19 protein-coding genes are annotated in these 22,085 nt (G+C 47.8%); 16 read left to right on the top strand and 3 right to left on the bottom strand.

Annotated features, from left to right (window positions below; translation table 11 throughout):
• The first annotated feature begins 336 nt into the window (after positions 1-336).
• From gltB to MMG82_RS02860, 8 genes are all read left to right on the top strand, one after another.
• Entirely contained in the window at positions 337-4,785 is a 4,449-nt protein-coding gene (gltB, locus tag MMG82_RS02825; RefSeq protein ID WP_047537755.1) for a glutamate synthase large subunit, read from the top strand.
• A 6-nt stretch (positions 4,786-4,791) separates the two neighbouring features.
• Positions 4,792-6,198, top strand: coding sequence for an FAD-dependent oxidoreductase (locus MMG82_RS02830; RefSeq protein ID WP_088585908.1), 1,407 nt, complete (start codon positions 4,792-4,794; stop codon positions 6,196-6,198).
• 247 nt (positions 6,199-6,445) lie between these two features.
• The gene (locus MMG82_RS02835) at positions 6,446-7,156 is read left to right on the top strand and encodes a 5'-methylthioadenosine/adenosylhomocysteine nucleosidase (RefSeq protein ID WP_037427597.1); all 711 of its coding nucleotides are present in this window, start codon (positions 6,446-6,448) and stop codon (positions 7,154-7,156) included.
• A 31-nt stretch (positions 7,157-7,187) separates the two neighbouring features.
• Positions 7,188-8,177 carry a cobalamin biosynthesis protein gene (locus tag MMG82_RS02840; RefSeq protein WP_037427598.1) on the top strand — a complete coding sequence of 330 codons (990 nt, stop codon included), beginning with the start codon at positions 7,188-7,190 and terminating at the stop codon, positions 8,175-8,177.
• A gap of 55 nt (positions 8,178-8,232) precedes the next feature.
• Positions 8,233-8,610, top strand: coding sequence for a DUF2721 domain-containing protein (locus MMG82_RS02845; protein ID WP_037415657.1), 378 nt, complete (start codon positions 8,233-8,235; stop codon positions 8,608-8,610).
• Positions 8,607-9,233 carry a trimeric intracellular cation channel family protein gene (locus MMG82_RS02850; protein WP_037427599.1) on the top strand — a complete coding sequence of 209 codons (627 nt, stop codon included), beginning with the start codon at positions 8,607-8,609 and terminating at the stop codon, positions 9,231-9,233. The genes MMG82_RS02845 and MMG82_RS02850 overlap by 4 nt, the downstream gene beginning before the upstream one ends.
• 1 nt (position 9,234) lies before the next feature.
• A complete protein-coding gene (locus MMG82_RS02855) occupies positions 9,235-9,726 on the top strand; it encodes a nuclear transport factor 2 family protein (protein WP_037415527.1) in 492 nt (163 codons plus the stop codon).
• A 123-nt stretch (positions 9,727-9,849) separates the two neighbouring features.
• Positions 9,850-10,278: a hypothetical protein gene (locus tag MMG82_RS02860; protein ID WP_037427601.1), complete on the top strand. Its 429-nt coding sequence runs from the start codon at positions 9,850-9,852 to the stop codon at positions 10,276-10,278.
• A 160-nt stretch (positions 10,279-10,438) separates the two neighbouring features.
• Here the strand turns inward: MMG82_RS02860 and tyrS are convergent, their stop codons facing one another.
• On the bottom strand, positions 10,439-11,635 hold the full coding sequence (gene tyrS / locus MMG82_RS02865; protein WP_047537767.1) for a tyrosine--tRNA ligase: 1,197 nt from the start codon (positions 11,633-11,635) through the stop codon (positions 10,439-10,441).
• 126 nt (positions 11,636-11,761) lie between these two features.
• On the opposite strand from tyrS, the gene MMG82_RS02870 reads away from it, so the two are divergent.
• The 5 genes from MMG82_RS02870 (at position 11,762) to MMG82_RS02890 (ending at position 16,400) form a co-directional block, all read left to right on the top strand.
• The gene (locus MMG82_RS02870; RefSeq protein ID WP_037427603.1) at positions 11,762-13,159 is read left to right on the top strand and encodes a peptidoglycan DD-metalloendopeptidase family protein; all 1,398 of its coding nucleotides are present in this window, start codon (positions 11,762-11,764) and stop codon (positions 13,157-13,159) included.
• 20 nt (positions 13,160-13,179) lie between these two features.
• Positions 13,180-14,289 carry an anhydro-N-acetylmuramic acid kinase gene (locus MMG82_RS02875; RefSeq protein ID WP_047537769.1) on the top strand — a complete coding sequence of 370 codons (1,110 nt, stop codon included), beginning with the start codon at positions 13,180-13,182 and terminating at the stop codon, positions 14,287-14,289.
• Positions 14,290-14,692: 403 nt separating this feature from the next.
• Positions 14,693-15,388 carry an aquaporin Z gene (aqpZ, locus tag MMG82_RS02880; RefSeq protein ID WP_037427605.1) on the top strand — a complete coding sequence of 232 codons (696 nt, stop codon included), beginning with the start codon at positions 14,693-14,695 and terminating at the stop codon, positions 15,386-15,388.
• Between the two features lie 156 nt (positions 15,389-15,544).
• Complete coding sequence (locus tag MMG82_RS02885) at positions 15,545-15,925, top strand: DUF2750 domain-containing protein (protein ID WP_037415505.1); 381 nt, start codon at positions 15,545-15,547, stop codon at positions 15,923-15,925.
• Between the two features lie 19 nt (positions 15,926-15,944).
• Positions 15,945-16,400: a hypothetical protein gene (locus MMG82_RS02890; protein WP_241406455.1), complete on the top strand. Its 456-nt coding sequence runs from the start codon at positions 15,945-15,947 to the stop codon at positions 16,398-16,400.
• A 104-nt stretch (positions 16,401-16,504) separates the two neighbouring features.
• Here MMG82_RS02890 and erpA read toward each other — a convergent pair whose 3' ends face one another.
• Positions 16,505-16,855, bottom strand: coding sequence for an iron-sulfur cluster insertion protein ErpA (gene erpA, locus MMG82_RS02895; protein WP_011071517.1), 351 nt, complete (start codon positions 16,853-16,855; stop codon positions 16,505-16,507).
• Complete coding sequence (locus MMG82_RS02900) at positions 16,848-17,654, bottom strand: DUF6776 family protein (protein WP_047537771.1); 807 nt, start codon at positions 17,652-17,654, stop codon at positions 16,848-16,850. The genes erpA and MMG82_RS02900 overlap by 8 nt, the downstream gene beginning before the upstream one ends.
• Before the next feature lie 74 nt (positions 17,655-17,728).
• Here MMG82_RS02900 and MMG82_RS02905 point away from each other — a divergent pair, with 74 nt between their 5' ends.
• The 3 genes from MMG82_RS02905 to hemL all read left to right on the top strand — a co-directional run bounded on the left by MMG82_RS02905 (position 17,729) and on the right by hemL (position 22,002).
• A complete protein-coding gene (locus tag MMG82_RS02905; RefSeq protein ID WP_241406456.1) occupies positions 17,729-19,453 on the top strand; it encodes a chloride channel protein in 1,725 nt (574 codons plus the stop codon).
• Between the two features lie 210 nt (positions 19,454-19,663).
• Positions 19,664-20,683: an aspartate carbamoyltransferase gene (locus MMG82_RS02910; protein ID WP_037427609.1), complete on the top strand. Its 1,020-nt coding sequence runs from the start codon at positions 19,664-19,666 to the stop codon at positions 20,681-20,683.
• A gap of 26 nt (positions 20,684-20,709) precedes the next feature.
• Entirely contained in the window at positions 20,710-22,002 is a 1,293-nt protein-coding gene (gene hemL, locus MMG82_RS02915) for a glutamate-1-semialdehyde 2,1-aminomutase (protein WP_241406457.1), read from the top strand.
• Positions 22,003-22,085 lie beyond the last annotated feature (83 nt).

The following is a 22,085-nucleotide window of genomic DNA, read 5'->3' on the forward strand; positions in this document are numbered from 1 at the left end:
CATATTTTTATACAAACACTGTATTTGCAATAAAAATCACTATTTCTAAATCAAAAACAATCAGCGCCAATGTTACATTTTAGTAACTTACAAGTTTTTCATTTTTTAAAATTCTTTTTATTCATAATGTTATACAGCATTTTGATCAGTTAACGTTAACGTCAAGCAATTGTGTTTTGTGTATGAAACATGAATTAATACCCATATTTTATGCAAAATTTTGGTTTGACCTTTAGTTAATCTCAGGATAATTTGGGTGGTTCGGGTGCATATCTATAGAAAGTCTTTACATTTCTCCCGAGTAGTAATTTCGTTGAGGTCAAGGGAGGTTTTTGTATGAGCTTATATCATCCCAGTTTTGAGCGGGACAATTGTGGGTTTGGCTTGATTGCACAAATGGATGGCGAAGCCAGTCATCGTATCGTGCGCACAGCTATCCATGGCCTTGATCGCATGAAACACCGTGGCGGTATCGCCTCTGATGGTCGAACTGGGGACGGCTGTGGTTTATTGATGCAGCTACCATTGCAATTCTTTGAGGCCGTAGCCGCAGAAAATGACTGGCACTTGAGCCGCAAATTCGCTGTAGGCATGTTGTTTTTAAGCCAAGATGAGGAATTAGCCGACCAAGCTAAATTCATCCTCGAACGCGAACTGGAGCGTGAAACATTAAGTATTGCTGGTTGGCGTAAAGTCCCTATCAATCCTGAGGTATTGGGTGAGATTGGTAAATCGAGCCTACCGCAAATCTATCAAGTGCTGATTAACGCCCCCATTGGTTGGCGTGAGAAAGACCTTGAGCGACGTCTCTACATGGCTCGCCGCCGTTTAGAGCAACAAATTACTGACGATAAAGACTTTTATGTCGCGAGTCTTTCAGGTCAAGTCATCGTCTACAAAGGCTTAATGATGCCTGCCGACCTGCCCGCATTCTATCCCGACCTTGCCGACATCCGTTTGAAAAGCTCCATTTGTCTATTCCATCAACGCTTTTCAACCAATACTTCACCTAAATGGCCACTCGCTCAGCCCTTTAGGTATCTTGCCCATAACGGCGAGATCAATACGATTACCGGTAACCGCCAATGGGCTCGCGCTCGAGCCTATAAGTTTAATTCGCCGCTGCTGCCTGACTTACAGCAGGCGGCACCCTTTGTGAATGAAACGGGTTCTGACTCCTCCTCCCTCGACAATATGCTCGAGATGCTGCTCTCTGGCGGGATGGACTTATACCGCGCCATGCGTTTGCTGATCCCGCCAGCATGGCAAAGTAACCCTGAGATGGATGACGAGCTAAAAGCCTTCTATGACTTTAACTCCATGCATATGGAGCCATGGGATGGTCCTGCGGGGATCGTAATGACCAACGGTCGCCACGCCGCTTGCGCGGTCGATCGTAACGGTCTGCGCCCATCTCGTTATGTGATCACCAAAGATCGTATCTTAACCCTCGCCTCAGAAGTCGGCATTTGGGACTACGCCGCCGATGAAGTGATTGAAAAAGGCCGTGTCGGCCCTGGCGAGCTGTTAGTGTTAGATACATTAAATGGCCGTCTATATCAGTCATTCGAAATCGATAACGATCTTAAGCGTCGCCACCCCTACAAAGAATGGATGGCGAAAAACAGTCGTACTTTAATTCCTGCCGAGCAGCTAACGACAGAGCAACATGGCGCCAGTGAATTAAGTCCTGAGCAACTACTGCAATACCAAAAGCAGTTTGGTTACACCCGCGAAGAGCTTGAACAAGTGATTTGGGTACTGGCAAAACAAGGCGAAGAAGCGACTGGCTCCATGGGCGATGATACGCCAATGGCCGTATTGTCGAAAAAGTCACGCTCGCTCTATGACTATTTCAGGCAAAAATTCGCTCAAGTCACTAACCCGCCTATCGATCCATTGCGTGAAAAGCACGTGATGTCTCTGGCGACCTGCATTGGCCGCGAACAAAACCTCTTCAACGAAACTACTGGCCATGCCTATCGAGTGATGTTCAACTCACCGATATTATTATTCAGTGATTTCAATCAACTACTCGGATTAGATAGCACTTACTATCGCGCCAATATCGTCGATTTAAACTACGATCCGAAGGAAGGCTTAGAACAGGCGATTCGCCGCATCACCTCGGAAGCCGAGCGTTTAGCCCGCAGTGGCACTACACTGCTGATTTTATCCGACCGTGCGATTGATAAATCGGCGCAGGTGATTCCAGCAGCCATGGCGGTGGGCGCGGTGCAACAAATGCTGGTGAGTAAGAGCCTGCGCTGCGATACCAACATCATTGTCGAGACCGCATCAGCGCGAGATCCGCACCACTTTGCAGTGCTACTCGGCTTTGGCGCCACGGCGATTTATCCCTATTTAGTGTATGAATCAATCTCAGATCTGGCGAAACGCCATCAATTGACAGACACCACGGCGCTGATGCTGAACTTCCGTTACGGCATCGAGAAGGGTCTACGTAAGATCATGTCGAAGATGGGGATCAGCACCGTCGGTTCCTACCGTTGTAGCCAGCAGTTTGAAGCCATTGGTATCGCCAGTGATGTGATTGAACTCTGCTTTAAAGGAGTGGTGAGTCGTATCGAAGGCGCAAGCTTTGAGGATATCGCCAACGATCAAGCGCTGCTGCATAAAGCCGCTTACCGCGCCCATGTGCCACTGCCACAAGGCGGTTTACTCAAATACGTGGATGGCGGTGAGTACCACTGCTTCAACCCTGATGTGGTCAACACATTGCAGGCATCCTTAATCGACAAAAATTTTGCGACCTATAAGAAGTTTGCCGAATTAGTCGATAACCGTCCAGTTGCCACCCTAAGGGATTTGATTGGCATTAAGGCTGACCAAGCTGCAATTGAACTGGATAAGGTCGAAGCTGCTAGCCACTTGTTCCCACGTTTTGACAGTGCGGCCATGAGTATCGGTGCCTTAAGCCCCGAGGCTCATGAAGCATTAGCCATTGCAATGAACCGTTTAGGTGGCCGCTCTAACTCGGGTGAAGGTGGTGAGGATGCTCGCCGCTTTAACACCGAACGTAACTCGGCGATTAAACAAATTGCCTCGGCACGTTTTGGCGTAACCGCCCATTACCTAGTCAACGCCGATGTGTTGCAGATTAAAGTCGCACAGGGCGCAAAACCCGGTGAAGGCGGACAACTGCCAGGCCATAAGGTGAGTGTGGAAATTGCAGGGCTGCGCCACGCGCGCCCAGGTGTAACCTTAATTTCACCACCACCGCACCATGATATTTACTCTATCGAAGACTTAGCCCAGCTGATTTTCGATTTAAAACAAATCAATACCAAGGCACTGATTTCAGTGAAATTAGTATCTGAACCCGGTGTTGGCACCATTGCGACTGGTGTAGCAAAAGCCTACGCCGATATGATCACTATTTCTGGCTACGATGGTGGCACGGGCGCAAGCCCTATCACCTCGGTGAAATACGCCGGCAGCCCATGGGAACTCGGCCTTGCCGAAGTGCATCAATCTCTGGTGGAAAATGGCCTGCGCCATAAGATCCGCTTGCAGGTCGATGGCGGCCTAAAAACCGGAACCGACGTCATCAAGGCAGCCTTACTCGGCGCCGAGAGCTTTGGCTTCGGAACTGTGCCTATGATTGCCTTAGGTTGTAAGTACCTGCGTATTTGCCACCTGAACAACTGCGCTACCGGTGTCGCAACTCAGGACAAGAAACTGCGCGATAACCACTACCACGGCTTACCAGAGCGAGTAATGACTTACTTTGAGTTTGTCGCCGAGGAAGTGCGCGAGTGGATGGCAACCCTAGGGGTCAGCAAGTTCGAAGACTTAGTGGGCCGTAGTGAGTGGCTACATACCTTAGAAGGCCAGACCGATAAGCAACGTGGACTCGATTTAGCGCCAATTCTGTATCAGCCTAAGGTCAAAGCCAACACCTCGCGCACTTGGCAGGAAACCAATCCACCAGCAGATTTAGGCTTGCTCAACCAGCATCTGCTCAACGAATGCCAGAGTGCGGTCGATAAGGGCGAGTGTTTCGATGCCGCTTACAGTATCAACAACACCGACCGCTCAGTGGGCGCACGCCTATCGGGTTATATCGCGACCACCCTTGGTGTTAAAGGCACTAAGGCACCGATAAAACTCAGCTTTAACGGCAGTGCCGGCCAAAGCTTTGGAGTATGGAACAGCCCAGGCCTCGAACTCAAGCTCTGCGGTGATGCCAACGACTATGTCGGTAAAGGCATGTCGGGCGGCAAGATTGTGATTTATCCACCGCTGGGTAGCCCATTCCAGAGCGAGCGCAGCGCGATTGTCGGTAACACTTGTCTATATGGCGCGACTGGCGGACGCTTCTTCGCCGCAGGTCAAGCGGGGGAACGCTTTGCGGTACGTAACTCGGGCGCCATCGCCGTAGTTGAAGGCTTAGGCGATAACGGCTGCGAATACATGACCAGCGGGATTGTGGTCGTGCTCGGCAAAACCGGGGTCAACTTCGGCGCGGGGATGACGGGCGGCTTTGCCTATGTTTTCGACCAATTTGGCCGCTTTAATCGCCGCGTCAATAGCGAACTGGTAGACACCCAAAAGCTCGAATCGGCTATTCATCAGCAACATTTAAAAGGCTTGATTGAGGAGCATGTGGCCGAGACTGGCAGTGAACACGCGAAGATGATCTTAAGCGACTTTGCCAACTGGTTAGATTGCTTTGTATTAGTGAAACCGAAAAATATCGCCGTTGCAGATCTGCTCAAATTAGAGCAATCGAGCCCGGAACTGGCAGTAAAAGCGGGGTAATAGCAGATGAGTAACGATTTTCAATTTATTGAAGTGGGTCGTAAAGACCCAACTAAACACCCTGCGGCAAAGCGTTCGACTCAGTTTATTGAGATTTATCAACCCTTTGCGCAAGCACAGGTGAGTGAACAAGCGGACCGTTGTCTCGATTGCGGTAACCCTTATTGTGAGTGGAAATGCCCGCTGCACAACTATATTCCCAACTGGCTGAAACTGGCGCAACAGGGTCGGATCATGGAGGCGGCGGACTTAGTCCATGAGACCAATACCCTGCCCGAGATCTGCGGCCGCGTCTGTCCACAGGACAGACTCTGTGAAGGGGCTTGTACCCTAAACGCCGACTTTGGCGCCGTGACTATTGGTAATGTGGAGAAATACATTACCGATACCGCCATCGCCCAAGGCTGGCGTCCGGATATGAGCAAGGTCACGCCCCGTAAAGAAAAAGTGGCGATTGTGGGCGCAGGTCCAGCTGGCTTAGGCTGCGCCGATATTCTTGCCCGTAATGGGGTTAAGGCTGTGGTGTTTGATAAATATCCCCAGATTGGTGGCCTGCTGACCTACGGTATTCCCGCCTTTAAGCTGGATAAAGCCGTGATGGCAACTCGCCGCACTGTGTTAGAAGGCATGGGTATCGAGTTCAAACTGGGCGTAACTGTGGGCAAAGATGTCGCCTTTAACCAACTGCTTGAGGAATACGATGCTGTCTTCCTCGGTATGGGAACCTACACCGCCATGAAAGCGGGCCTTGAGGGCGAAGATGCCCAAGGCGTGTACCAAGCCCTACCCTACTTGATTGGCAATACCCATCACCTGATGGGCAGCACAAGCCCTGATACGCCTTACCTTAACCTTGCCGGTAAGCGCGTGGTGGTCTTAGGTGGTGGTGATACCGCCATGGACTGTGTTCGCACCGCCGTGCGCCAAGGGGCTAGCAGCGTGATTTGTGCCTATCGCCGTGACGAAGCCAACATGCCGGGTTCTCGCCGCGAAGTGCAAAACGCCCGTGAAGAGGGAGTGAACTTCCTGTTTAACCGTCAACCCGTGGCGATTAAAACCCAGGATGGCAAAGTGGTGGGTGTCGAATGCGTTGAAACTCAAATGGGTAAAGCCGATGCGAGTGGCCGTCAACGTGCCGAAGCGATTGAAGGCAGTGAACAGCTACTCGACGCCGATGCGGTAATTATCGCCTTCGGTTTCCAACCTAGCCCTGCGCCTTGGTTTGCCGATTACGGCATTGAACTCGACCAATGGGGCCGAGTAAAAGCCAGTAAACAGGCCGATAATCCATTCCAAACCACCAATCCAAAGGTATTTGCTGGCGGCGATATGGTCCGTGGCTCGGATCTAGTTGTGACCGCAATTGCCGAAGGACGTGATGCCGCGCAAGGCATTCTTAACTACTTAGATTAATGGTTTTTTGTTGTACCGCTGTAGCTGTGAGTCTAGGACTCGTACCCACGAGTCCACCATTTGCTTGTGAATTTTGGCGCACCTTAGGGTGCGCATTTTTTTACCCATTCGCCGTTTAACATTATCCCAATCAAGCAATCGCAATCCCACAATAACGTCAAAGCATAACTGTGGTATATTAGCCGCCATTCTGTTATCCCACTCTTTTAGTGGCATCACACATTCAGTTGAATCAAAAGGGTCTCCCATGAAAATTGGTATTATTGGCGCAATGGAGCCAGAAGTTGCCCATCTTATTGCGGCTATGACAAACGCCTCTTCGCAAACGATTGCGGGTATTGAATTTATCGCTGGCACCTTAGCGGGCAAAGACGTTGTAGTGACGCGCTCTGGTATTGGTAAAGTCGCCGCTAGTATTGCCACCACGCTGCTGATTGAGAAATACGCCCCCGATGCAGTAATCAACACAGGTTCTGCGGGTGGTTTTGTCGATTCACTGTCGATTGGCGATATCGTGATTTCATCCGAAGTGCGCCACCACGATGTGGATGTCACCGCATTTGGTTACGAAATAGGCCAAATGGCGCAGCAACCCGCAGCCTTTATTCCAGCGCCATACTTAGTCGAAGCAGCCAATAAGGCCATCGCACAATTAGGCGAAGTGAAAGCGATTGAAGGCTTAATCTGTACTGGCGATAGCTTTATTTGCGATCCAGTACGTACCAAGACCATGTTGGAGCACTTCCCAACCATGGCGGCCTGTGAGATGGAAGGCGCGGCAATTGCTCAAGTGTGCCACCAATTTGGCGTGCCATTTGTGGTGATTCGCTCACTCTCTGACAACGCCAACAACGACTCCCCCGTCGACTTTGATTCTTACATTGTGAAGGCAGGCTACCATTCAGCATTGATGGTAATGTTGCTGCTTGAGCAATTAGATCCAAACTCAGTAAAGTAATTGACTAAAGCATGATTGCGGAAAGTACCTGATGCACAGTTCTTTTTATCAACAACTTGTCGAAATTGATGGCGCTTTGTTTGAGGGCTTCTTGGTACTTTTCTTTGCTTTATTACTGGCGCGTTTAGCGCCATTGCCAAGGGAAATGCAGCCACTGATTTGGTTTAGTCACTTAGCCAAACAGCTCGCCGCTAAAGTAAACCGCCCTGAGCGCTCACCAAGCCAGCAAGCAACGGCTGGCTTTTTGGCCATGCTGCTCTTAGTGTTCCCCTTTTGGGCGATTATTACCTTTTTGCTCGAGCTCGCGGCTTTCCCTTGGTTTTTTGAGTTTTTAGTACTCTATCTGTGTTTGAGTGATGCAGGCTTTAGCCAAGTCGCCGACGAAATCGCTAAGGCATTAAAACGCGAGGATAATGCCAGCGCAAAAAAGCTATTACAGCCGTGGGTTGTCCGTGATACGGATAACCTATCGGAAGTGGGCTTAACCAAAGCGACGATTGAAAAATTGGCTACAGCGCCAATTTACGGTACGGCTTCGACTATCTTCTTCTTTGCGATCGCGGGTGCGCCTATGGTGCTGGCGGTCAGAATGATTAAACAACTCGAGCTCAGCTGGCCACCTATACAACCTAAATATCAGCATTTTTGCAGTACTGTGAATATTATCTCAACGGTACTACTGGCAATACCCGCTTGGTTATGGAGCCTGTCTATTGCGATTCAGGGTGGCCCTAAAGCCTTGGCATTGCTGTTTCGCACCTCTAAAAATCATCCCGCCCTACGGGGTTATGTGATGAGTGTGTCCTTAGTGGCGAATATTTTACGGATTGAATTAGGCGGACCGCAGAAGTTTTCGGGGCAACGCATTGATGTAGCAAAGATAGTCTATGGCCCACAGCCGCACCATGAGAGTATTACCCCCGCAGTAAAACTCACCTCACGCGCCTGCGCAATTTGGTTTAGTTTTATCACGCTTCTTCCCTTCCTTTGGGCGGGTTTACGCTGGCTACAAACCCTGTGATATGATGCCTCTCATCTTAACATTAGGTTAAAGGCTGACTATCTTGTTCGAAAACATGCATGTCTCATTAACAACTCCTGCGTTGTTATTTCCGGCAATTTCTTTGCTATTACTTGCTTATACCAACCGATTCTTTGCACTGGCAGCATTGATCCGTCAGTTAAGTAACGGCGACAAACCCGTGCATCAGGATCAGATTAAAAACTTAAGTCAGCGGATCAGGATTATTCGCCGCATGCAGGAAGCTGGTGTATCGAGTTTTGCCCTGTGTGTGCTCTGTATGATTTTTATTTATATCGGTTTTAACAAGACTGGCTCCATCATCTTTGGTGCCAGCTTGTTACTCCTACTTTATTCACTGATTTTATCTGTCATTGAAATTCGTATTTCTGTGGATGCGCTGAATATCCATATCAAAGAGATGAGTAAATGAACCATTGGATTTACTTCTTCGATTTATGTGGCACGGCAGTATTTGCTCTGTCTGGCGCCTTAGCTGCAGGACGTCATCGCATGGACCCCTTTGGGGTGATAGTGCTTGCATCGGTCACAGCTGTAGGTGGTGGCAGTATCCGTGATGCGCTGATTGGCGCCACACCCGTGTTTTGGATCCGCGACCCGAACTACATCATAGTCATACTCGCCACTGTCCTAGCTTGTTTGCTGTTAGTACGCCGACCACGCAAGATGCCGGAGTATACGCTCCCCGTAGCTGATGCCTTAGGTTTAGCCCTGTTCACTGTGATTGGTGCAGAAAAAGCCCTCAATATGGGGCTAAGTGGCATGATTGCCGTCGTGATGGGCTTGATCACAGGCGTTGGAGGAGGCATTATTCGAGACTTACTGTGCCGACAAATCCCTATGGTGTTGCGCACAGAAATCTATGCCACGGCCTCAATTATCGGCGGTATTGGTTATACCGTAAGCTTAGCCTTGGGTATGGGCGAAAAAACGGCACTGTTTTTAGCCATGACCAGTGCATTAATGATCCGCCTATGCGCCATCAAATGGCATTTGTCGTTACCCGCCTTTGATCTCAAAACCAAGAGGGAATAGTTTGCGAATATTGTGTCTTTTAGTCTGCCTTATGTTTATTCCAGCGCTGTTTCCTGTGTCTGTACATGCAAACTCAGGGGAAATGCCTGCGGAACAACAGTTAGCCATCAAATATATGAACGCGCTCACTGAACACGACTATAAAACACTCGGCAAATTCTATAACCGCGATAGTATTTTCTTCGATAAAACTGCCAATCGTAAATACACGGGTGGTCGTTTTATTATCGACTTTTTCGAGCGCGCCCATGAGGGAGTGCTCGAATATGATTTTAATATCGAGCATATGTATAACGCGGGCTCATTAGTGGTGATGATTGGTAACTATCACTTTAAGGGGCCTGGGGAGCAATTTGGTAAGCCCGGCAAAATCATTGATGTCGCTATCCCTGGCGTGACTAGCCTTAAACTTGATATGCGCAACCATAGAGTCGCAGAGCATGTGGATCTGATTGACTATCAGACAATGTCAGACCAATTAGCGATGCAATAATCACAAAATTTCGCTTTGATTGAAACTTGAGCCCTAAAAATGAGTCGAAATCTACAATGAGTCATGCGACTGAACCATGGCGCTGAATGCCTAATTCGTTCGTTTAGTTTCAATGAGGTTTGTATGAAGTTTTTTGGACTGATTGCCCTGCTCGCCCTAAATGCTTTGATACTCGTGCCCAACGCACAAGCGCAGCAGCCGATTATTGTTTCCTATGCGGTGCAACCTGTAAGCCATTTCAATCAACAACTGCGTGTTGCCCAAGCACAACATCAAGCTTGGAGTGAAGATCCTAAAACCATAAGTAACCAATACGCGGGGCAAAAGTTCACCCTAGTTCGGACCCAGCCGACAAAGTATGGAATATTGACCTATCAAGTGAGTGAAATATCTAAACAACATCCACAAATGCTGTTGATTTTATCACTCAAAAAAGATGCCCAACGCTGGCAGGTCGATTCAGCTCAACTAGCTTGGAAGTGTCGTGATGGCCAGCATTTTGGCACCGACAGATGTAATATTGGTGAACATGAGGCCAGTACGGCACCTTAAGCCTGCATCTCACATGTAGCCAGCACCAGATAAAATGCAGATATAAAAAGAGCGCCCTTAGGCGCTCTTTTTACTACTTGGTAAGTACTTATTAACCGTAATAAGCACTTATTCACTGTACTCGAGTCGTGATATTCGATTCAAGCTAAACTCAGATTAGTTAAACCAGAGTCACTTTCGCAAACTTACGCTTACCGACTTGGAATACGGCAACCGTGCCAGCGCTTAAGGTCATACGGCTATCGTCAACCTTCTCACCATCCATCTTCACCGCGCCTTGCTTGATCATACGCATCGCATCGGAAGTCGAACCGACTAAGTCGGCATCTTTAAGTAAGTTAGCAATCGCTAAGCCTTCACCCGCCGCTAGTTCAACCTCTGGGATATCATCTGGGATAGCGCCCTTTTGGAAACGGTCAATAAAGGCTTGATGGGCACTTTCAGCAGCGGCTTCGTCGTGGAAGCGCGCGATGATTTCCTTCGCGAGCGCAATCTTGGTATCACGAGGGTTAGCACCGTTGGCGATATCTTGTTTGAACTGTTCAATCTCGGCCAAGGGACGGAATGACAGCAACTCAAAGTAGCGCCACATTAATTCGTCTGAAATCGACATGATCTTGCCGAACATTTCATTGGCGGGCTCACTCACACCAATGTAGTTGTGCGCCGATTTAGACATTTTCTTCACGCCATCTAAACCTTCAAGCAGTGGCATCATAATCACAGCTTGTGGTTTTTGGCCTTCGGCTTTCTGTAACTCACGACCCATTAATAGGTTGAACTTCTGGTCAGTCCCCCCTAATTCAACGTCGGCCTTGAGCGCTACAGAGTCATATCCTTGCAGTAGCGGATACATAAATTCGTGGATAGCGATTGATTGACCCGATGCATAACGCTTCTTAAAGTCATCACGTTCCATCATACGAGCAACAGTTTGCTGTGAGGCTAAACGAATCATCCCAGCCGCGCCTAATGGCTCTAACCAGCTCGAGTTGAACTCGATACGCGTTTTTGTAGGATCAAGGATTTTATAGACCTGCTCTTTATAGGTCTCGGCATTGGCTAACACTTGCTCACGAGTCAGTGGTGGACGAGTGCTGTTTTTACCACTTGGATCACCCACCATACCGGTAAAGTCACCAATTAAGAAAATGACCTCATGACCTAACTCTTGGAATAATCTTAACTTATTTAAAATTACTGTGTGTCCAAGATGGATATCCGGTGCAGTAGGATCTGCGCCTAACTTGATACGAAGTGGACGTCCTTCTTTGAGTTTTTCCAGCAGATCCGATTCGAGTAGGATCTCGTCGGTACCACGTCTAATTTCTGCTAATACTTGGTCTAAATCAGCCATCTCGGCGGGGACTCCTAAGGCCATAGTCATAAAATGAGGAGACTTATGTTACTTGTTAGCCACCACAATTGAAAGTGTGTACACTAACGGGATTATTCAAGCCTTAGGTTATCGGTATCGGCGTCAATGGGAAAGGTTATAACGTTATTTAAATTGTTGCCTAAAAAGCATCAAATTCTCCTCAGCATTCTTTCTGTTATCACAATGATAACCTTGCTCTTTCCATCTGAAGAAGCCCAAGCTTCAAGACAAACTCAAGGTATTGCAGATCATCAAGTCAACACCCGTTACGATGTGCCCTTAGCCTTTCGCTCACCAGAGCGTCCAGAAGGCATTGAAGGACAAACACAGGATGAGGCAAATCAAGCCACAGCCTTGTCTTCAGTAGACGCGTTAGCTGCGGGTAATCATTCAGCCCCCGAAACCCTAGAGAGCGCCCACCATAGGGATGTTGAGCATTTTAATGTTAAGAATGGCGATACTTTAGCCGCCGTTTTTGAGCGAGCAGGACTCACCAGCAAAGATGTATATGAAATCACTCAGTTACCGCTCGCCAAGCAGAATCTATTAAAAATCATTCCCGGCGAAGAAATTGTGATCTCTAAGGACGTCAATGGTGATTTAACCGAAGTGCGCTACCGTGTTGATGCGATATCAACCTTAGTGATCACTAAAGATCACGACAGGTATTTTGAAAAAATCACCGAAAAAGACATTGAAATTCGCACTCAATTCACCAGCGCGAAAATTAAGAGTAACTTCTGGAACGCTGCCGTAGATGCGGGCTTAAATGCTAACCAAATTATGCAACTCTCGACCGTGTTTGGCTGGGATATCGACTTTGCCTTAGATTTACGCGAGGGCGATAGCTTCGCCATTATCTATGAGCAAGAGTATGCCGAAGGCGAGTTTTTACGTAATGGCAATATCTTAGCTGCGGAGTTTATTAACCAAGATGAGCGCTACACTGCAGTGCGCTACACCGACGGTAACTACTATTCCGAAAATGGTACAAGTATGCGTAAGGCATTCTTACGCTCACCGGTTGACTTTAAATATGTCAGTTCAAACTTTAATCCTAGACGCCTGCATCCAGTGACAGGACAAGTTAAAGCTCATCGTGGTGTTGACTATGTTGCCGCAATTGGCACCCCCATTAAAGCGGCAGGCAATGGACGAGTTATCGAATCCGGCTACAATCAATTTAATGGTAACTATGTGTTCATTAAGCACAACGATACCTACACGACCAAGTATTTACATTTGACCAAGCGTAATGTCAGCAAAGGGGCTAGCGTTAAGCAGGGGCAAATTATTGGCACATTAGGCAAAACAGGACGCGTCACGGGTGCTCACCTACACTATGAATTTATCGTCAATGGGGTGCACCGCAATCCAAGAACAGTGGATTTGCCCAAGGCCGAATCAATCGCCCGTAAAGAAAAATCTCAATTCGATACTATCAGCAAACAGTTGATGGCAAGCATTTCACAGAACAAGCAAACCCAATTGGCGATGCAATAACGACGGATGGATCCCATCAAATGAACAAGGCTTATTATATTGGACTGATGTCAGGCACCAGTATGGATGGTGTCGATGCTGTGCTAGTAGACTTTGCGGGCGAACAGCCGCAGCTGATTGCAACGCATACCGAGGCGATCCCGAGCCATTTGCTCAAAGGATTACAACGCCTGTGTCTGCCAGGCAATGATGAAATCAACCGACTTGGCCGCCTAGACCGCAGTGTTGGCAAATTATTTGCTCTTGCAGTCAATAACTTGCTCGCCAAAGCCCTGATAGCCAAAGAAGACATCATAGCCATTGGTAGCCATGGCCAAACTGTGCGCCATATGCCAAATCTTGAGGTAGGTTTTACCCTGCAGATTGGCGATCCCAACACCATAGCAACCGAAACGGGCATAGATGTGATTGCCGATTTTCGCCGCAAAGACATCGCCTTAGGCGGCCAAGGCGCGCCATTAGTGCCCGCTTTTCACCAGCAAACCTTTGCCCAAGTCGGAAAAAAACGCATCATCCTCAATATTGGTGGTATTGCCAATATCACCTATCTGCCGGGTAATAGCGATGAAGTCTTAGGTTTTGATACTGGGCCGGGCAACACCTTAATTGATGCCTGGATTCAGCAAGTAAAGAATGAACCCTATGACAAAAATGGTACTTGGGCAGCATCGGGTAAAACCGATCAACAGCTACTCGCGCAATTGTTGTCGCACCCTTATTTCTCCCTTGCTTATCCAAAGAGTACTGGGCGAGAACTATTTAATCAGGCCTGGTTAGAGCAGCAATTATCGGCGTTTAATCAATTAGATGAAGAAGATATTCAATCGACACTGCTCGATTTAACCTGTCACAGTATTGCCCGCGACATCCTTAAACTCGCCCAAGCAGGGGAATTATTTGTCTGTGGTGGTGGCGCTTTCAATGGCGAGCTAATGCAGCGTTTAGCGGAGTTACTGCCGAATTATCATATCGATACCACCTCAGCACTCGGAGTCGATCCTAAATGGGCCGAAGGCATCGCCTTTGCATGGCTTGCGATGCGCCATCACTTAGGCCTACCAGCCAATCTACCCGCCGTCACTGGCGCCTCCCGCGAAGCCGTTTTGGGTGGACGTTTTAGCGCTAAGTAACATTAATGGACACAAATGCTCTCGAGTATTTGTGTCCTGATGATTCTCTTCTATCGACTAAATCACTTTTAATAAAGCCAATTCAAAAACACTGCCAACAACCAATATCTCCTCACATTAAAGTTATCTTTGTCTTTGATATTAATCTAAATACTTAAAACCCATCTATGCTTGATCACAGTTGTGTCATACAAACTTGCTAAAGTGGTTGTTAACTAAGCCGTAAACACGCAAAGCCAGGTTGTGATGGTCTACAGAGATCCGAACAATCTGCAGACATAACACTTCAATTAAGGGAATGGTTATTTATCTAGCTACACTTAACCAGCAAGATAAACAATGGTTTATGCAATGGCGTCAAAAAGCCATACCGACATAAATCGACTGAATAGGAAATCAATCAATGAATATGTCACAAAAAATGGCGGCAGAATTTTTGGGCACTTTGTGGCTGGTGCTCGGTGGCTGTGGCAGCGCAGTACTGGCAGCAGCTTTTCCTGAGGTGGGGATAGGCTTACTCGGAGTGTCACTCGCCTTTGGCTTAACCGTTCTCACTATGGCCTTCGCGATTGGTCATATCTCAGGTTGCCACCTCAACCCGGCGGTATCATTTGGACTCTGGGCTGGCGGACGTTTTCCAGCATCGGAACTGTTGCCTTATATCATTGCCCAAGTAGCGGGTGGTATTGTCGGTGCAGGCGTATTGTATTTAATCGCCTCAGGGCAAGAAGGTTTTAGTCTCGCGGCAGGTTTTGCTTCTAATGGCTTTGGTGAACATTCTCCAGGCGGCTATAGCATGATATCGGTAATGATCTGCGAAATTGTAATGACCTTATTTTTTCTACTCGTCATTTTAGGCTCAACCGATGAACGAGCGCCTAAAGGCTTTGCCCCGATCGCTATTGGTTTATGCTTAACCCTAATCCACCTCATCAGTATTCCTGTATCTAACACCTCAGTAAACCCTGCCCGCAGCACAGGCCCAGCGCTATTTGTTGGTGATTGGGCCGTATCACAATTATGGCTATTTTGGGCAGCTCCGATCATTGGTGCCATTTTAGCGGGCGTTATCTACCGTTATTTCAACGCTGCCAAGTAATCCCTCTATGCCAACAGCGCTTTGGCTGCGCTGTTGTGCTTTTTCAAACCCCGCTCTAATGTTACCATCTTGGCAACTGGTGAGTTTTGCTGTGCCCACGTTTTTACTTTTGTGGCACGACAGGCTTCGCCCTATTCACGCATAAGAGATATTTTCATGAGCAAGACTGTTAAAACCTTTGCAGAAGCCGCTGGCATGACTCCAGAAGCGCGTTACGACTACCTCGTTGAACAAATCAAGCAACATAAAGTGTTATGGACGCTTCAAGATCAAGATGGTTGCGTAATGCTAACCACTGAAGATGAAGACTGTATCCCAATGTGGCCAACCGAAGAAGCGGCTGAATCTTGGGCAGTCGATGATTGGAGCGACTGCCAAACCTTAGCGATTCCCTATGATGAATGGCATGAACGATGGGTACCCGGCATGGAAGATGACGATCTGTTCGTTGCCGTATTCCCTGTACAGGACGACTTAGGTGTGGTGATCCCACCCTATGAGTTAGATCAACGTCTAGTCACTAAACAAAGCCACTAATCCACAAGGGCAAACCACAATGTCGCTGAGCGAGCAAGAATCCTCTTTGGCAACGCAGGCTACGCCACCCTTGGCAAAAGCCCGTTTACCTAAACGCTTAATTGCTTTGCTGCTACTTTATGTCGCAGCATCGGTAAGCGGTTTAATCGCCAAACAAGGGGTACTTTTCTGCATGTTAACCCTATTGATGGTGCTCGGGATTATAGGTCGCCAAAAGGCTGGGCTAATTATGCTAAGAGGTTATACCTTAGTGCAGTTAGCATTAGTAAGTATGCTGCCAGTACTGTTATACGATCCTGACAACCTCGTCGCAGGACCAACCACAGTGCACCTTGGCCAGTGGCAGGGGAAACTACCTGACTATGTGATTTTTACTGTGTTGATTGTCTTATCTTTATTGCAGGTTTGGATCGCATTCGATAAGGACGTTAAAGCTTGGTTTAAGCCCAAGTTAAACCTCAATATTATGAACTAACGGCCTATACCAACGCAGCTCAGTAGATCATTACCAATAAAAAAGCCGTCTTGTCGACGGCTTTTTTATTTTCTATATCAGCTAACTACATTTGTAACACAAGCTTATACAGAGAAACTTGCACCACAGCCACAGGTGGTTGTGGCATTAGGGTTCTTCACAAAGAAACGCGAACCTTCGAGACCTGAAGTGTAATCCACTTCACCGCCAACGAGGTATTGTAAGCTCATGGGATCGACGACCAATTGGACGCCTTGTTTCTCAACAGTGAAGTCGCCTTCATTGACCTTTTCATCAAAGGTAAAGCCGTACTGAAATCCAGAACAACCACCGCCAGTAACATACACGCGTAGCTTAAGTGCAGGATTTTGCTCTTCTTCCAACAAGCCTTTTACCTTAGCGGCTGCCGCATCGGTAAATTTAATTGGCATTGTTGCGTCAGCTTGATCAGTCATTACTACCTCTTACATCAGTTTTCTGGGGCAAATTATCCGTTACCTGACTATTTTGTTCAAGTATTACCCGCGGTTCTTTTTCACCCTGTAATAATTCAGGGACACTATAGACATGTTCTGTCTGCGAATTTTTAGTCCAGCGGCTCGAAGGCACCACCACTTTCACTTTGACTTGCACCACATTAAAGCCAGCTGGCACAGTAACTTTGGTATCTATGACCTGAAAATAGCGAAAATCAAATTCAAGCTTAGAACCCGTGAGTTTGTTCACACTTAACTCAACAGATTTACCATCTTGCACACCAATAAGCGTGATTTCGGTGCGGCCTTGAATCGCCTGCTTACGTTTTTGCAGCTGAGTCAAAATCAGTTTGAAATTATATTCATCAACCAAGGCCCCTGGCGTCATTTCAAGGCCATGGATAGCCACACCTTCAGCGTTGTCATCTGGTGACATAATGCTGCGATAAAAGGCTAATTCGTGCTCTAGCTCTTTTTGTTTTTTCATCTGCTGTGCAAACATATCTTGCATTTGCGCATTGGCTTCGCGTTCGACAGATAGCTCTAAATTGCGGGTAGCGAGTTCCTGGGTTTGCAACTCAAGTTCAGCGGTAACACGTTGTAATTTACCCCCACCAATGTGCTTCACGACAGCTTCATCACTGTTTAATACAATAAAGCTCACCCAAGCGCCCAATAAAAATGCTACAAAAACTAATAGCAATAAATACTTGGTCGATGGACGATACTTTAAATCCATGACTTGCAGCCGGTCTAGCCAACGATGATAATTTGGCATTAGGTAACAGCCCCTTATATAAAATACAATCAACTCAAGAACGAGTTCGATACAATACAACTCAGGCCAATGCAGTGCAATTAACGATAAATAAAGCCGCGATTCAAGACGCTATCAGCACAGCTAAAAAGTACTTAACTAACGAGCTACGTGATCATTTATCTCAAGCCAAGATCAGTGCGCAGCTGTGCTTACTGGCCTTGTTATTCGCCATCTTCGCCTCCTGCGTGATCCTGTTGTTTCGACTCTTACTCCTGTGGGCAAACCATTACACCCAAATCGAGACGCAGGATTTTACGGGTAACATCACCGACTGGCGAGCATTGTTGCCACTTTTTGGCGCCTTGTTGATCTGGATTGTCGCCAAACTCGGCTCCAAACGTTACAAGCGCATGGGGATTGCCTATGTATTACATAGGGTTAAATTGCACTATGGCAAAATTCCACTGCAATCTGCCGCAGGGCAATTTTTTCAGGCCTTGTTTGCCTTAGGGACTAATTTTTCGGTGGGCCGTGAAGGCCCCGCCATTCACCTTGGCGCCGTAAGTGCCAGTGTTCTAGCCGAAAAATTTAATCTTCCCGACAATAGTGTGCGAATTATGTGCGCCAGCGGCATTGCAGCTGGGATTGCCGCCACCTTTAACGCCCCGCTAGCAGCAGTGATTTTTGTACTCGAAGTGATAGTGCGCGAGTACAAAGTGCATTACTTCTTCCCGATTATGCTATCCGCCATTTGTGGCGCAGTTTCCAGCCAGCTGGTGTTTGGCAATGTGCATGAGTTTGACCGCATTCAGGTGATCCATATTCCATTGGATCACTATCCGATTTTAGCCCTTGGCGGCATTGCACTGGGCTGCGCCGCCGCCTTCTTCAATTACGCGCTCCTTAAAGTCACTGCTACGGGGCAAAACTGGCCACTGATTTATCGGCTCTTGCTGGCGGGCGGTATCACCACCCTGATTGGCTTAATCTTGCCGCAGGCGCTGGGCACTGGAGATTTAGCGATCAGTGAAGCCATTAGCGAGCATCCCAGTTTATTGCTGTTAATCGCCCTGCTTGCCGCAAAGATTATTGCGACGATTGCGGCTATAGGGCTTGGGATCCCGGGCGGATTGATTGGCCCGCTCTACGGCATCGGCGCCTTAATCGGTGCCATCTTAGCCTTAGTCAGTGCGATGTTATTCCCTTCGATTGCGCCTTACGTTGGCCTCTATACAGTGATAGGCATGACTGCCATGATGGGCGTTTGCCTAAGTGCGCCGCTCGCTGCATTAGTCGCGCTGCTCGAAATGACCAACGATGCCAGTATTATTCTGCCCGCGATGTTTGTCACAGCTCCCGCATTTTTGATTGCCTATCAAGGTTTTAAAACTAACTCTATCTTCTTCAAGCAGTTAGAAATTATGGGCTTAGGCTATAAAGTGGCCCCCGTGAATCTGGCGCTACAGAAAAAAGGCGTACGCGCCCTGATGGATAAGCGCTTCGTTATCGTCAACAACAACGATGAGCTACTGCTCGAGGTGTTAAAACGCGCCGAAGGTCGCCCTGTGTTAGTACGTAATGCCGATGGGGTAATAGAAATGCTCAGCCTTGAGATGCAATCCTTTGATGACAACATCACCCTCTCACGCCATCCCATGCAGGGACTGAGTGATACCAAAACCTTAGATGAGGTCTATTCAATACTGTCACCCAAGCGCAGCGGTGAAGTCTTTATCTATCAAGACACGCCAGATAACGTGGTAGGGGTGATTAGTTGGCCGAACCTACAGCAAGAAATTCGCTCAGGCCAAGTCTAAGCCAAGTCACAGACTAAACAGTCAACCAAGAGTGGATTGGATTCACAAAATCCTGTTGTTTCACTGTAAAAATACACTACAGAGGCAAGGGTACTATTTCGCTGCCTTGGTGCATCTGTTACAATCGCGCCTCAGCCACCCTACATAACATTAGGGCTACGAGCGCAATATCTGCACTTGAACGCCCCCTAGCAATTGGAAAACAGGCTGATGAACCAGTTCGAAGGATCCCACATCCTCTCCGTAAACCAGTTAGATCTTGATTCAATCCAAACTATTTTTAATGTCGCCCACCGCATGATGCCCTATGCACTTCGTGAGAAGCGCACAAAAGTGCTCGAAGGCGCCATTTTAGGTAACCTGTTTTTCGAGCCAAGTACCCGTACCCGCGTCAGTTTTGGCTGTGCCTTTAACTTACTCGGCGGCCATGTGCGTGAAACCACTGGTATGGCCTCTTCGTCCTTATCTAAGGGTGAATCCCTGTACGATACCGCCCGCGTACTCTCAACCTATTCCGATGTGATTGCGATGCGCCACCCTGACTCTTACTCTGTCAAAGAGTTTGCCGAAGGTAGCCGCGTCCCCGTAATCAATGGCGGTGATGGTTCGAACGAGCACCCAACCCAAGCCTTGCTCGATTTGTTTACCATTCAAAAAGAGTTAGGTCATGCTGGCCGCGGTATCGATGGCATGCATATCGCTATGGTCGGTGATTTAAAGTTTGGCCGCACCGTGCATTCATTGTCGCGTTTGCTGTGCATGTATAAGAACATCAGCTTCACACTGATTTCACCAGCTGAATTAGCTATGCCTGATTATGTGATCTCAGACATTGAAAATGCTGGCCATAGCATCAAAATAACAGACCAGCTTGAAGGCCACTTAGATAAAGCAGATATTCTTTATCTGACCCGCATTCAAGAAGAGCGCTTCCCATCCCAGGAAGAAGCAAACAAATACCGCGGTAAATTCCGTTTGAATCGCAGTATTTACACCCAACATTGCAAATCTAACACAGTGATCATGCACCCGCTGCCACGGGATTCGCGTGCGCAAGCTAATGAGTTAGATAATGATTTAAACAGCCATCCTAATCTCGCTATCTTCAGACAGGCGGACAATGGACTGTTAATTCGTATGGCACTGTTTGCATTGACACTCGGGGTTGACTCACAACTCGAAAAATATGAGTGTCCCGTTAATTGGTATTCACGTAAAGCCGATCGCTAATCGGCTACATACTTTAAGGACTTAACATGACCCGTTCCGAAGCGCTATTTGAACAGGCTAAAAAAACCATCCCCGGCGGTGTTAACTCTCCGGTTCGTGCATTTAACGGTGTAGGTGGCTCACCCCTGTTTATTGAAAAAGCTGATGGCGCTTATATTTACGATGCCGATGGTAAAGCTTATATCGACTATGTCGGCTCTTGGGGCCCGATGATCCTCGGCCACAACCATCCGAAGATCCGTGAAGCCGTATTGGCTGCGGTACATAATGGTCTGTCTTTTGGCGCGCCGACCGAACTTGAAGTACAAATGGCTGAGAAAGTGATCGCCATGGTGCCTTCTATCGAGCAAGTCCGTATGGTGAGCTCAGGTACTGAAGCGACCATGAGTGCCATTCGCTTAGCGCGCGGTTTTACTAATCGTGACAAGATCTTAAAATTTGAAGGTTGCTACCATGGTCACGCTGACTGTCTATTAGTTAAAGCAGGTTCCGGTGCATTAACCTTAGGCCAACCCAGCTCTCCTGGTATTCCTGAAGATTTCGCAAAGCACACCTTAACTGCTGTGTATAACGATCTGGATTCTGTTCGTTCGCTGTTCGAGCAATATCCAACTGAGATTTCTTGCATCATCATCGAGCCCGTTGCTGGCAACATGAACTGCATTCCACCTATCCCAGGCTTCCTCGAAGGTCTGCGTAGCCTGTGTGATGAGTTTGGTGCGCTGCTGATTATCGACGAAGTGATGACAGGTTTCCGTGTATCAAGAAGTGGCGCTCAAGGTCACTATGGCGTTACACCAGACTTAACCACACTCGGTAAAGTCATCGGTGGCGGTATGCCTGTAGGTGCATTTGGTGGCCGTAAAGATGTGATGCAGTTTATCGCACCAACTGGCCCTGTATACCAAGCAGGCACGCTTTCAGGTAACCCTATTGCGATGTCAGCGGGTCTAGCACAAATGGAAGCGCTGTGTGAAGAAGGTCTGTACGAAGCGCTGAGCGCTAAAACCAAGCGCATCGCCGAAGGCTTTAAAGCGGCGGCGGATAAGCACGGCATCCCAATGGCGATCAACTATGTTGGCGGCATGTTCGGCTTCTTCTTTACTGAGCAAGAGCAGATCACTCGCTTCGACCAAGTGACTAAGTGCAATATTGAGCACTTCCGCACTTTCTACCATGGCATGTTAGATGAAGGCGTTTACTTAGCACCGAGTGCTTATGAAGCTGGCTTCCTATCGATGGCCCATGGCGAAGAAGAATTGCGCCTCACGCTTGAAGCGGCTGATCGCGTATTAGCTCGCATGAAAGCGGCAATCTAAGCGAGCGCTTAAAATATCAAGGGACGCATTAGCGTCCCTTTTTCTTACTTAGCTTTTGAAAGTAATATTGTGCAAATCTTAGC

This window comes from Shewanella sp. MM_2022_3 (assembly GCF_022557375.1).
Lineage (GTDB): Bacteria > Pseudomonadota > Gammaproteobacteria > Enterobacterales > Shewanellaceae > Shewanella > Shewanella xiamenensis.